This is a genomic window from Streptomyces sp. NPDC056160, from assembly GCF_042268205.1.
GTDB lineage: Bacteria > Actinomycetota > Actinomycetes > Streptomycetales > Streptomycetaceae > Streptomyces.
Genome location: NZ_JBHJUW010000193.1, coordinates 1 through 12,628 on the forward strand (window position 1 = coordinate 1; position 12,628 = coordinate 12,628).

11 protein-coding genes are annotated in these 12,628 nt (G+C 72.0%); 4 read left to right on the forward strand and 7 right to left on the reverse strand.

Translation table 11 applies throughout. The annotated features are described in order from the left end of the window. Window positions 1–210: 210 nt before the first annotated feature. Both ACFC02_RS38650 and ACFC02_RS38655 read right to left on the reverse strand, forming a co-directional pair. The gene (locus tag ACFC02_RS38650; protein ID WP_376367045.1) at window positions 211–381 is read right to left on the reverse strand and encodes a hypothetical protein; all 171 of its coding nucleotides are present in this window, start codon (window positions 379–381) and stop codon (window positions 211–213) included. A gap of 56 nt (window positions 382–437) precedes the next feature. Beyond that, on the reverse strand, window positions 438–1,436 hold the full coding sequence (locus ACFC02_RS38655; RefSeq protein ID WP_376367047.1) for an SAM-dependent methyltransferase: 999 nt from the start codon (window positions 1,434–1,436) through the stop codon (window positions 438–440). A 201-nt stretch (window positions 1,437–1,637) separates the two neighbouring features. Between ACFC02_RS38655 and ACFC02_RS38660 the strand changes: the two genes are divergently transcribed. The 4 genes from ACFC02_RS38660 (at window position 1,638) to ACFC02_RS38675 (ending at window position 5,899) form a co-directional block, all read left to right on the forward strand. Continuing rightward, window positions 1,638–1,823, forward strand: coding sequence for a hypothetical protein (locus ACFC02_RS38660; protein WP_376367049.1), 186 nt, complete (start codon window positions 1,638–1,640; stop codon window positions 1,821–1,823). A gap of 453 nt (window positions 1,824–2,276) precedes the next feature. Continuing rightward, window positions 2,277–3,314, forward strand: a complete 1,038-nt coding sequence (locus tag ACFC02_RS38665) for an alpha/beta fold hydrolase (RefSeq protein WP_376367051.1) — start codon at window positions 2,277–2,279, stop codon at window positions 3,312–3,314. 348 nt (window positions 3,315–3,662) lie between these two features. Next, the gene (locus tag ACFC02_RS38670) at window positions 3,663–4,559 is read left to right on the forward strand and encodes a Bax inhibitor-1/YccA family protein (protein ID WP_376367053.1); all 897 of its coding nucleotides are present in this window, start codon (window positions 3,663–3,665) and stop codon (window positions 4,557–4,559) included. 104 nt (window positions 4,560–4,663) lie between these two features. Next, window positions 4,664–5,899, forward strand: a complete 1,236-nt coding sequence (locus ACFC02_RS38675) for a cytochrome P450 (protein WP_376367055.1) — start codon at window positions 4,664–4,666, stop codon at window positions 5,897–5,899. A 108-nt stretch (window positions 5,900–6,007) separates the two neighbouring features. On the opposite strand, the gene ACFC02_RS38680 is transcribed toward ACFC02_RS38675, so the two are convergent. The 5 genes from ACFC02_RS38680 to ACFC02_RS38700 form a co-directional block, all read right to left on the reverse strand. Beyond that, window positions 6,008–6,598 (reverse strand): DUF308 domain-containing protein, encoded by a 591-nt coding sequence (locus ACFC02_RS38680; RefSeq protein WP_376367057.1) that lies wholly within the window; start codon window positions 6,596–6,598, stop codon window positions 6,008–6,010. A 42-nt stretch (window positions 6,599–6,640) separates the two neighbouring features. Then, window positions 6,641–8,221: a DUF6351 family protein gene (locus ACFC02_RS38685; protein ID WP_376367059.1), complete on the reverse strand. Its 1,581-nt coding sequence runs from the start codon at window positions 8,219–8,221 to the stop codon at window positions 6,641–6,643. 349 nt (window positions 8,222–8,570) lie between these two features. Next, window positions 8,571–10,859: a SpoIIE family protein phosphatase gene (locus tag ACFC02_RS38690; RefSeq protein WP_376367061.1), complete on the reverse strand. Its 2,289-nt coding sequence runs from the start codon at window positions 10,857–10,859 to the stop codon at window positions 8,571–8,573. 43 nt (window positions 10,860–10,902) lie between these two features. Further along, window positions 10,903–11,601 carry a cytochrome b/b6 domain-containing protein gene (locus tag ACFC02_RS38695; RefSeq protein ID WP_376367063.1) on the reverse strand — a complete coding sequence of 233 codons (699 nt, stop codon included), beginning with the start codon at window positions 11,599–11,601 and terminating at the stop codon, window positions 10,903–10,905. Beyond that, window positions 11,555–12,277 carry a molybdopterin-dependent oxidoreductase gene (locus tag ACFC02_RS38700; protein WP_376367065.1) on the reverse strand — a complete coding sequence of 241 codons (723 nt, stop codon included), beginning with the start codon at window positions 12,275–12,277 and terminating at the stop codon, window positions 11,555–11,557. The genes ACFC02_RS38695 and ACFC02_RS38700 overlap by 47 nt, the downstream gene beginning before the upstream one ends. Between the last annotated feature and the right edge of the window lie 351 nt (window positions 12,278–12,628).

Here is a 12,628-nt window from a genome sequence, read left to right on the forward strand (position 1 = left end):
GCCGACGAGATCCTCGAACGCCTCGCCGGCTACCTGAACCGCCTACCGAACCCCAAATCCTAGATATGCAGTCCTCCCAAGACTCGGGACACTAGTGCCTCTCGGGGCCCCCGGCCGCGTCGTCTTCGGGTGCCGGGACGCCCGGAACCGGGCCGTCCCGTGTGCGGGTGTAGCGGCCGGGCACCGGGAGCGGCCCCGATCCCCGGCGGTTCAGCCGCGGGCCGCGGCCGGCGCTCGCAGCGGTTCCAGCGCGGCGGCGAGGGCGGCTCGGAGGTAGTCGGTGCGGCCGGTGGTCTGGAGCATCACGACTCCGCCCGGCATGGCGGTGAGGACGACCCGCGCCAGGTCTGCCGCCGCGCCGTCGCCGTTCATACGCTCCATCACCGCATATGAGTGGACCCGAAGGCCCACACATATGCCGGGCCGGACCGCGTTCCTCACACCATCGCCGGGCGCCTGGCCGCCACCAGGACCGGGCCGCCGGGGACGGTGGGGAAGGTGCGCGTCTCCCCCAGTCCGACGGCTTCGAGCGCCGTCGCCATCGCGGTGGTGTCGTAGGAGTTGCCGCCGTTGCGCACCGCTACCCAGCGGCCGACGGACCGGCGCAGCGGGTCCTCCGAGGCCGGATTCGTGCCCGCCACCAGCCAGCCGCCCGGGACCAGGGCGGCGGCCAGCCGCGGCAGGGCCGCTTCCAGGGCCGGTTCGGACACGAACGGCGCGGGCAGCCAGACCAGTTCGTAGGCGTCCTGCTCCGCCAGCTCGGCGACGTCCTGCTCCCGCAGCGTGATCCGGTCCGCCACCGCCGCGGGTGCCGTGGCCAGTTCCGCGCGCGCCAGGCGCAGCACCCGGCCCAGGACGTCGATGCCGTCGACCCGGGCCTGCGGGAAGCGCTCGGCGAGGACGGCGGCGAGCGCGGCGACGCCGGTGCCGACGTCGAGCAGCCGGGCGCCCGGCGCGGCCAGCCGCTCGCCCAGCCCGGCGAGCCGCGGCACCACCTTGTCCGCCAGGGCCCGCCCGGTGGCGGCCGAGGCCCGGCCCTGGTTCAGCAGCACCTCGTCGGGCTGCGCCGACCAGCCGCCGTGCGCCGATCCGGCTGATTCAGCCGCGGCGGACACCGCCTGGCGCAGCCCGCTCAGCCGCGCCTGAACCGCGCTGCGCGCCGTGGGCGCGTCGGCCGGGGTCAGCGAGGGGTGCACGGCGAACCCGGTGCCGTCCCGGCGGACCAGTCCCGCGCTCTCCAGCACGGCGGTGCGCTGCGGATCGGCGGCGAGGACGTCCATGAGCGGGGTATCCAGCGCGTCCCGCAGGGTGCCGGTGAAGGCGGCCAGCGCCCAGGCGGCGGCCTCCAGCGCGGCGACCGGGTCGCCTCCGAGGTGCGGCACTTGCTCCGGGGCGGGCTCGGGGGACGCGGACACCTGCTCGGGAACTGCGGACACGGGAAACCTCCGTACGACTGGTCGACACATGGCTGGAAAGTCATGTGTGTTCCCTTCACAGTACGGCGCCCGCCCGGGGAAACCCGCCACACACTCCGAGATGCACGTCACCTTCTTGACAGGTGACGCAGGCTGGTGTCAGACTTCAGGCATCCGGACACGACGGAACCATCCGCCGCGGAGCCCAGCGGAGGCCGACGAATGAACATCAAGATCACGGTGGACGGTGCAGCCCCGGCCCGGCAGGCGCGGTTCGGTAAACTGCCCGAGCGCATCTCCTACGCCGACATGGTCGAGGAGACGCAGGCCGGCCCGAGGGGTTCGGCGGACGACGCCTACGACCCCGAGGTGCGTTTCAGCTGCCTGGCCGCCGACCTCGGCCTGTAGGTCCGGCAGGGACGGCCGACGGCGCCCGCGGCGGCGGGCCGGGCTCCATGGTCACGGGATATTTCTTCCCCGCGACGTGAACCCCGCCCGCCCTCCGGCCCGTTGAGCCAGATAGAGACCCCCCGCAGCCATGGTGATCAATTGGCTGGCCTGGCGACGGGGTACGGGGTGGTCGCCTTCGCTCACTTCCCCCGAAGCGATGGCGGCCATCTCCGAGGATCCTGCACGCTCCGCCGTAACCCTGTGTCGGAGCGCGGCAGGGGCGGCCGGTGCCTGGGACTCCACACCGAGCTGCCGCGGTCGGCGGCCAACTGCCGGGCACGTCGACCGCACCCGGGTGCGGCACAGGGCTCTGCGCGCACCCGGCCACCGCTGCCCCGCTCCCTGCTTGCCATGCCTTCTGGAGCGTGGCAGCGCTCTGATTCCCGGAAGACGGACGCAGGAGGACCCTCGATGATCAGCAGGCGCAGACTCACTCACATGCTGGCCGCGGCCGCGTCCGCTGCGGGCATCGTCCCGGCGGCCCAGCGCGCCGCCGCGGTCCACGCCGAACAGGCCGCCGCTCCCGCCGCAACGGGCGAATCCGCGGGACTCGGCCCCGTTCGGCACGCACACACCGAGGTGCTGAGCATCGCGTACCACGTCGCCGGTCCGGTGCACGGCACCCCGGTGGTCCTCCTGCATGGCTGGCCGTTCAGCCCCGTCGGCTCCTACGCCGAGGTCGTCCCCACGCTGGTCCGCCAGGGCTACCGCTGCTACGTGCCCTATCTGCGCGGTCACGGCGAGACCCGCTTCCTGCACCGGGGCACGTTCCGCTCCGGGCAGCAGGGCGCGCTCGGCGCGGACCTCCGGGACTTCCTGGACGCGCTGGGGATCCGGCGGGCAGTGTTCGCCGGCTACGACTGGGGCGGGCGCGCCGCCGACGTCGCCGCGGCCCTGTGGCCGGAGCGCTGCGCGGGCCTGGTCTCCGTGAACAACTACCTCGTCCAGGACATCGCCGCCGCCCAGAACCCGCTGGCCCCGTCCGTCGAGTCGGGCTACTGGTACTTCTTCTACTTCCTCACCGAGCGCGGTCGCGCGGGCCTGGAGCAGAACCGCAAGGAACTCGCCCGTGTCGTCTGGCACCGCAACTCCCCCGAGTGGCGGTTCACGGAGGCCGAACTCGACGAGGCGGCCACCCTGTGGAGCAATCCCGACTACGTCGAGACGGTGATCCACAGCTACCGCCACCGGCTCGGCGCGGCCCCCGGCGACCCCCGGTACGCGGAGATCGAGCGCAGGCTGGCCAGCCTGCCGCCGGTCACCGTGCCCACCGTCACCCTCGACGGCGCGGCCGACGGCGTCATCCCGTGGACCGACGGCACCTCCTCCGCCGCCCACTTCACCGGTCCCCGTGTGCACCATGTGATCGAAGGCGCCGGCCACAACCTGCCCCAGGAGCGGCCCGCGGCGTTCACCTCCGCGGTCCTCGAAGTCTCCTCCCTCTCATGAGCGGTCCGGCACCGGAGGAGAAGGGCGCACCGCCGGGACCGGGCCTGCTCGACCAGGCGCGCTCCTCGTACGAGACACATGTGCGCACCTGTGCCCGGTGCGCGGCCGATGACCCGCCGTGCCGCGCCGCGGAGCTTCTCAAGCGGACCTGGGACAACTTCCGGCGGACGGCGCGGCGGTCCCGGCGCACCGGGTCCGGCACACCTCTCAAATCACCTCCAGAAAATCACCGGTCAAACCGGTGACATCCCTTGCTTTCTCTTACGTCACCTGTCAGAGTGGTGATGCAAGGGAAAGTGCCGTACAGGCACGTATGCGGTGCATACGGCACACGAGGAGGACACCGACATGAGGACCAGCAACCCGATCTTCTCCCGCAGGGGCTTCGGCCGCGAGGGCCGCCAGGACCCCGCCGCGCGGCAAGCGCAACCGCAGCCGGTCGCCGCCGCGGTCGGCTCCGTGGCCAGCACGCCCCCCGCCACGGAGCCGACGGGCAACCCGTACGCCGCCGGCCACGGAGACGCCGGTGTCTTCCCCGCCAAGGACACCACCGCCGCGTCCACCGCGATGACGCTGGACGACGTCGTCGTCCGCACGGCCGGGACGCTGGGCACGGTGGCGCTGGCGGCCGTGCTCTCCTGGGTGCTGCTGCCCGTCGACGAGGCGAACATCGGCCGCTCCTACGGCATCGCGGTGGGCGCCGCGCTCGTCGCCTTCGTGCTGTCGCTCGTGCAGACCTTCAAGCGCAGGCCCACCCCGGCGCTGATCCTCGGCTACGCGGCCTTCGAAGGTGTCTTCCTCGGTGCCATCTCCAGTGCCACCTCGACCTACATCTCCCCGGGGGTCGTCGTCCAGGCGGTGCTGGGCACCTTCGCGGTCTCGGCCGGTGTCCTGATCGCCTACCGGATGCGCTGGATCCGCGTCACCCGCCGCTTCCACGGCTTCGTCCTGGCCGCGGCCACCGGCTTCCTCCTGCTGATGGCGGCCGACCTGCTGTTCTCCGCCTTCGGCGCCGGACACGGCCTCGGCTTCGACAGCGGCGCGCTCGGTGTGGCCTTCGGCATCGCCGGCATCCTCCTGGGCGCCGCCTTCCTGGCCCTGGACCTCAAGCAGATCGAGGACGCGGTCGCCTACGGCGCCCCGCGCGAGGAGTCGTGGTTGGCGGCCTTCGGTCTCACGCTGACCCTGGTGTGGATCTACCTGGAGGCGCTGCATGTCCTGTCCCTGCTCCAGGGCGACGACTGAGCCACCACCGCGGGCCCGCCCCGGCCCGCCCCCCGGTGAACCTTCCCCGGTCCGCCGTCCGTGTTGCCGATGGATCCTCAGGAACTCGGCACAGGGAGAAACGTATGACGAAGCAGGCCCGGGGAATCCCCGAAGCCGACGGCCGGGTGGTGCTCAGCCCCGAGTTCAAGGCGGACGCACCACGGAACTACGAACGGCTGCGGGCCCTGGGCCCCATCCATCCCGTGCGGTTCGCCCCGGGAGTGGACGGCTGGCTGGTCGTCGGGCACGAACTCGCCCGGCAGGCGCTGACCCACCCGGCACTTCTCAAGGACGCCACACCGGCCGCAGAGACCCTGGAGGCGGCCGGTTTCTTCTTCCACCGGGCCCAAGTGGGTCTGGGCGCGCAGATGCTGGAGTCGGATCCGCCCCGGCACACCTGGCTGCGCCGCCTCGTCTCCAGCGCCTTCACCCCGCGCCGTACCGCCGAACTCGCCCCACGCGTCGAGCAGATCGCCAACGACCTGCTCGACGCTTTCGCGTCCTCGGGCGAGACCGACCTCGTGGAGGCGTTCACCGCTCCGCTGCCGGTCACCGTGATCGCGGAACTCCTCGGCGTACCACAGGAACACCGCGAGGACTTCCGCCGCTGGTCCAGCCTCGCGCTCCAGGTGACCGACCCCGGGCACCGCTCCGCGCTGGCGGGCCTGCACACGCTGCTGCGCGGTCTCTTCGAGGACAAGCGGCGCACGCCCGGGGACGATCTGCTGTCCGCACTGGTCGCCGTACGCGACGAGGAAGACGGCCGGCTCTCGGAGGACGAACTCGTCGGCACCGCGATCCTGCTGGTCATCGCCGGCCATGAGACCACCGTCAACCTCCTGGGCAACGCTCTGCTCGCCCTGCTGCGCCGCCCCGACCAGTTCGCCCTGCTGCGCGAGCGCCCCGACCTCGTGCCTGGCGCCGTGGAGGAGTTCCTTCGCCACGACACCTCCGTCGAGCGGTCGTCGAACCGGTACGCGGCCGAGGACCTCGAACTGGGCGGGGTGCGCATCCCCCGCGGCGGCGTCGTCGCCGTGGCCCTGGGCTCCGCCGGCCACGACATCCCCCTGCCCGACGGCGGCGACCCCGCGGACCTCGACGTGGCCAGGACCGGCGCGCGCCACCTGTCGTTCGGCCACGGCATTCACCACTGCCTGGGCGCCCCGCTGGCCCGCCTGGAGGCGGCCGTCGCCATGCGCACGCTGCTGGCCCGGCTGCCCCACCTCGAACTCGCCGTTCCCGCCGATTCGTTGGCGTGGATCCCATCCGGGATGATGCGCGGCGTGCTCAGCCTGCCGGTGCGCTACCGCAAGGTCTGATCCCCCGGCCCGACGCGAAGACGCCAAGAGGAAACGCCTCGGCCCGCACCATGAACGGTGCGGGCCGAGGCGTGTGATGTTTCGTCAGGACCCTTGTGCGGTATGGGATCAGACCGCCTGGGTCCGCAGCTGGCGGGCCTTCCAGGCCAGCAGGCCGGCCTGGGCGATGAAGAACACACCGCCACCCGTGGCGTAGACGGACAGGACGTCGAGCGAGGGGTTGTCGCCCGCGGCCTGGATGACGTAGAAGGCACCGACCAGGACGGACAGGCCGCCCGCGATCAGCATCGGCCACTGCTTGCCCAGCTCGGGGCCGCGTCGCCGCAGGCCGACGGTCACCTGCGCCGCTCCGGAGACGACGGCCCAGGCGCCGAAGGTGGCGAGCACCGCCGCCTCCCCGCCGGCCGCGGCCACGCCGACCGCGATGGCGGCGAGGGTGCTCAGCACCCCGTTGAACGCCGTGACGTTGCGCTCCGAACCCTCGGGGAGGGCACGGTGGTCGATCAACGAGGAGACCGCGTCGATCAGCGGGTAGACGACCAGCAGGGTGACGGCCGCGGCGCCGATGGTGTCATGGGCTCCGGCGAAGGCCACGGCCCAGACCACGGCCAGGACGCCACGGATCAGGTACAGCCTCAGCAGGGAGGAGCGTTCGCCGTCGGCCGTGGTGGTTCCGGTCGTCCGGGTGTTCGTGGTCATGGGGAGCCGGCCTTTCTGGGTGGCTTGTCGGGGAGGGGTGGGTCAGTGCCGGCCGGCGGGGATGCAGCGGAAGTTGCGCGCGTCCGCCGGGTCGCCGTGGCCCTTGTAGTGGGACACGAGCGGGTAGCGGCACAGGTCACGGGTGACGGTCTTGCCGTCGGCGTTGGTGAGAGTGGCGGTGAGGGTGCTGGGCGCCTTGCCCTGCTCGACCCACTTGGTCAGCGCCGCGAGGTCGTCGACCTTGCCGTCGCGCAGTCCGCAGTGGTCGGTGCCCGGGGCGAGGAAGAGACGGTAGAAGCCGTCGACGCGGTGCGTGCCGCCCAGCTTGCGCTCGACGCGCTCGCGGTAGTCCACCGTGCCCTGGGTCGGGATGAACGGGTCGGCCTGGCCGTGGTAGGTGAGGAGCTTACCGCCGGACTTGCGGAAGGCCGACAGGTCCGGGTCGTCCGTGCCGATGATCTCGTCGTACTCGGCCTGGGACTGCTTGAACAGCTGGTTGAACTGGCTGTACGTCAGCTTCGAGACGTCCAGGCCGGGCTGCTTGGCCACCCAGGAGGCGGTCCAGGCGGCCGGGACTCCGAACGGGCTGGCGCCGGCGAGACCCGAGAAGTCGGCACCGACCGGAAGGCCGTACCAGAGCTTCTTGCCCGAGGTGGTCCGGGGACCGTCCCAGATCTTGCGGACCACGGCGGCGTCGGCCGCGGAGATGGTCTCCTCCTTGCCGTCACAGACGACCTTGGTGCCGATCAGGCGGCGCGGGTCGAAGTTGCAGTGCGCGACGTCCGAGATCAGTCCGTCCTTGACCCCGTCGAGCTTGTCGCAGGCCTGGAGCGCCGCCTGGTTGAAGGCCTTGAACTCGCAGTCGGTGGGGCGGTTCTTCTCCTGGTTGATGACCACCTGCGGCCACAGGGTGGCGACCTCGAACTCGTCCCAGTTGACGGCGGGCGCGTTGGCGAGGATGCCGTCGTAGTCGTCGGGGTGGCGCTGGGCCTCCATGTAGCCCTGGCGTCCGCCGGTGGAGCAGCCGGTGAAGTACGAGTAGGAGGGGGCCTTGCCGTAGACCGCGTCGATGACCTGCTTGGCGACGACGGCGGCCTCGTGCTGGGAGCGCTCGGCGAAGTTCTTCAGCAGACCGGTGTCGATCTTGCCCTCGCTGTTCAGCGCCCAGCCGGTGTCGAGGACGTCACCGACACCCGCGTCGGTGGTGGCGGCGGCGTAGCCGCTCTTGACGGCGGTGCCCAGACCGACGCCGTTGTCCCCGGCGGCGAAGGCACTGCCGCCGATCGACTGGAGACGGCCGTTCCAGCCTTTTACCGGCAGCCAGGTCTGGATCTTGGCGTGGTCGTTGGCACCCGGGTGGGTGAGGGTGACCGTCACGTCGCAGAAAGCCGGAACGCCGTCGACCGTGCCCTGCAGGAGGCCGGTCCCGGTGATCGTGCCGCCCGCCCGGCGGACCGTCGTCACGGACTCCACCTTGGTGCCGGACGGGGCCTTCACGGAGACGGTCGAGCAGTTGAGCGGAGCGGAAACCTGGCTTCCGGTGGCCGCCGAGGCGCCGGTGGGCAGGTACACCGCCGCCGCCAGCGGCACGCCGGCCGCGAGGACGGTCAGAAGTCGTCTCATGACGTTCCTATCGTGAAGTGGGTGTGTGCCTGTCAGCGGCACCACATGTGCGGGGACAGCGGCGGGACAGGGAGGTCGGGCTTCCGTGTCCCACCACCTGGGGACCCTCGCCCGTTCGCTAAGAAGAGACTGACACGGAATCCGTCACCAGTCAAGGCAGTGACGCGAGACTTGTATTCGATCGGAAAGGGAGGTCCGGGGGGTTGTTCTCGCCTCCCGAGGGAGGCCGACACCCATGACTCTGCCGCAGGTGCGGCAGCGGCACATCAGTCACATGACGGTGAGTCGCCGCATCAGCGACAAGCGCACACGTGTACCCAGAGCAGGTGTGTCCTCGCCGGGCGTTGAGTCATTCGACGGACCGGCTGGGGCCCTCCGCGCCCTCAGGGATGTCCATCTCCAGCCACACGGTCTTGCCGCGCCCGTTCGGCGAGGTGTTCCAGGTGTCGGCCAGGGCGTCGACGAGGAAGAGCCCGCGGCCGTGCTCGGCCCGTGCGCAGCCCTCGTCGGACAGGGAGTAGAGGGCGGGTACGGGCGGATCGCTCGCCGAGTCGCGTACCTCCAGGCGGAGCCGGTCCGCGTAGACCCGCAGACGCACGTCCACGTCGCTGCCCGCGTGTACGAGGGCGTTGGTGACGATCTCCGAGGTGACGAGTTCCACGTCGTCCGACAGGTCCGCCAGGCCCCAGCCGCACAGCCGGTCGTGCACGAACTCCCGGGCCTGCCGCACCCCCCGCAGATCGCGCCGCTGGATGGAGAGGTGTCCGGTCCTGGGCACCCGCCCGGTGTCCGGGCCCTCGTAGCGGGCCAGCAGCAGCGCCGCGTCGTCGCGCAGGCCGCGCGGCCCGGGGGCCCGGCCGAGCAGCCGGTCGGCCAGGTCCTCGAGACCGGCGTCGGGCAGGTCCCCGGCGGGGCCCGCGGCCTCGGCCAGGGTGACGGCCTCGTCCTCGCGGGCCTCGAACAGCCCGTCGGAGTACAGCAGGAGCACCGAGCCGGGCCCGACGGTGTGCTCCCGGGCCCGGTAGACCCCCGGCTCCGGTAGTCCGAGCGGTACGTTGGCGGGGGCGTCCAGCGCCCGTACGGTGCCGTCGGGCAGCCGCAGCAGCGGCGCCGGATGGCCGGCGAGCGCCACCTCGGCCGTCCCGTCCTCCGGATCGAGGGCAACGACACAGCAGGTGGTGAGGGATTCGGTGCCGAGCCGGGCGAGCAGCCCCGCCGTGCGCTGCAGCAGCGCCGCCGGTCCGTGCCCCTCGCTGGCGTACGCGGCCACGGCGGTGCGCAGCTGCCCCATCGCGGCGGCGCTCTCCATGGTGTGGCCCTCGACATCGCCGATGACCAGCGCGACCCGGTCGTCCGGCATCCGGATCACGTCGTACCAGTCCCCGCCGACCTCGGCGGTGGCGGTGGCCGGCTGGTAGCGGGCCGTGGTGGTCAGTCCGGGCACCTCGACGAGGGCGGACGGCAGCATCCGCTTCTGGATGCCCTCGGCGAGCACCTGCCGCTTGGCGTTCAGCTCCACCCGCTCCACCGCCGAGCCGAGCAGGCCCGCCATCATGGTGAGCACCGCGCGTTCGGCGGGCGAGAAGGAGCGGGGGCCGCCGTACGCGAGGGTGCACAGGCCCACGACGTGCCGGCCCCCGCTGACGGGGACGTCCACGACATGTCTGCTGCCGACCAGCGGCAGGTGCGCGGTGACGGGCCACATGCCCGGCTCCGCGCCGGGGCGGGTCGCCTGGCAGCCGGGGCCGTCGGCGATCAGCAGGGTGTTCCCGCCCACCGCGCGCACGGCGGGTGTGCCGGTGTGCAGGCCGCTGCCGTGCAGTTCCCGGACCAGTCCCTCGGTGTCCCCGCTGTGTCCGAGGACCCACATGCGTCCTTCGGCCACGCTGGACAGCACCATGGCCCGGGCCTGGAAGGGGGCCATGACGCAGAACCTGGCGGCGGCGGTGACATGGTCCATCGTGGTCGCCCGGTTCAGCAGGTCGGCCAGGCGCTGCAACGGGAACATCAGGCTGCGGCCCGCCGAACCGGCGACGCCCGACATGCCCCAGGGCCCGGCGGGGTCCGCGTCGGCGGACGACTCGGCGCCCCGCACCGGCACGAGCACCGGAAGTCCCGGGGAGACCACCGGGACGCCCCGCCGGTGCAGCGCGGCGAGGGCGGTGGAGAGCCTGCCGGCGATCCGGGCCAGTCCGGAGCGGCGCCCGGGTCCGTAGTCGTCGGTGCCTTCGGGGCGGAGCACGGTCAGGCTGCCGAAGCGCACACCGGCGGCGGTGAGCGGGGCCGCGGCGGCGAGGTAGGGGTAGGGGCAGACGGTGCAGCCGGGAATGTGTTCGCGCGGCGCGTCCGGGTCGGCCAGGACCGCCACCTCGCCGTCGGCCAGGGCACGGGCGGAGGCGTAGGAGGCGTCCAGCGGCATACGGCCGAGCAGCGTGAACGCGGAGGGCGGGCCGCCGCCGATCATCGCGATCCGCAGTTCGGTGCCGTCGGGGCTAAGCAGGTAGACGGCGGCCGTGACTGCCTCGAGACGTTCGGCGGCCTCGCGGACGGCATCGTGCAGGGCCGCCGCCAGTTCCTCGCCCAGCGTCCCTGCGGGGCCGCTCTCGTGGGCGCCCCGGTCCGATCTGCTGCCGCTCACGGAGGTGCTTCCTGCTCCAGGGGAGGGGGACCGGAATCCCGTGTCAGCCGTCGTCAGCGTTCTCGCGTGTCTTTCCGGACACGGTACCCACGGGGTCCTCCTCCAGCCACTTGGCGTGATGGCGTGTCGCCCAGGCGCGGTCGACCCAGCCGGTGCGCATGCCCAGCCGCGCCTCCGGCTCCTCGTACGCCTTGCGCATGTGTCCGAGAAGGACGGCAGCGATGGCCCAGGCGAGGACGTCGTGCACGAAGATCGCGCTGGTGCGGGAGATGGAGCGCAGCAGCCCCATGAACCACATCAGCAGGCCGGTGGACATCATCACCAGCACCGCTCCGGCGATCCAGCCCGCGTACAGCTTCTGGCCCGCGTTGAACTTCCCGGCGGGCCGCGCCTCGGGGCCGCGCAGCCGGCGGCGGGCCGCGCGCAGCCAGCGCCGGTCGTAGACCGCGAAGCGGTTCAGCCGGCGCAGGTCCGCGCGGAAGGCGGGCGAGAGCAGGCCGAGCAGGACAGGGGCCGGGAGCAGGATGCCCGACCACTCGTGCACCGTGGCCACCAGGTGGCGGCGGCCGACGAGCTGGGCCAGCGGCCCGAAGTAGAGGCAGGCGGCGGTCACCAGGCAGAGCAGCATCAGGTAACCGGTGGCCCGGTGCACCCAGCGCTCGGCTGCCGTGAACCGCCTGATCCGGCCGAGCCGTTCAGGCCGCATGCCGGTCGGCGCCGTCGAGCCAGCCGTCGATCGCATAGCCACGCTCCTCCCAGAAGCCGGGGACGACCGAGTCGGTGACCGAGATGCCGGACAGCCACTTGGCCGACTTGTAGAAGTACATGGGGGCAACATAGAGCCGGACCGGGCCGCCGTGTTCGTGGGTGATCGGCTTGTCCTGCATGTTCAGCGCGACGAGCACGTCGGAGCGGCGGGCCTGCTCCAGGGTGAGGCTCTCGCTGTAGGCGCCGTCGAAACAGGTGAAGCGGATCGCCTGGCCGTTGTCGCGCACCCCGGCGTCGTCGAGGAGGTGGGAGAGCTTCACCCCTTCGAAGGGTGTGTCGTCCACCCGCCAGCCGTCGGTGCACAGCACGTCGGCGACGACCCGGGTCTGGGGCATCGCACGCAGGTCGGCGAGCGTGTACGTCTTCGGCCTCTCGACCAGGCCGCCGATCCTCAGCTGGTAGTTCGTCTCGTCCTTGTGCGGGACCGAGCCGACGATGCTGTAGTAGCGGAAGCCGCCCGGGTTGGGCAGCAGACCGGTCAGTCCGGTCGCGTCGACCTGGGAGGCCTTGGCGAGGAAGCCCTCCCAGCCGCTCTGGAGATAGGGCGCGGCGGCGAGTCCGGCGGCTCCCGCGCCGAGCATGCCGAGCAGCGCCCGGCGCCCCACCGGAGCCCCTTCGGCCGCCTTCTTCCTGGGCTGTTCCACTGCCATGGTCAGTGCTCCTTCGCAGTCACGGTGGGTCGGCGCTGCTCCGGGTCGGCGGCGGGCACACCGACGCATGCACACCTCCGGAACGTCTCAGACACATGTTTTCGTGCCTGTTCGGAACGGGTGCACCATCACTCTAGCACCGTCACCCGTCTGCGTGGTGACGCGGGCGGCCGCGACAGAGCAGACACGCCGAGAAATGCCCGGATCACTGAGCCTGGATCCACCGCGTGATACTCGGTCTGTGGGCGATGAAAAGAGAAGAGGTGCCTGCTGACCTGGGATGATGGGAGTTCCTACGCCCACATCAGTCCCACGAAGCAAGGCACCTCGTAAGTGAAAGTGTCCCACAGA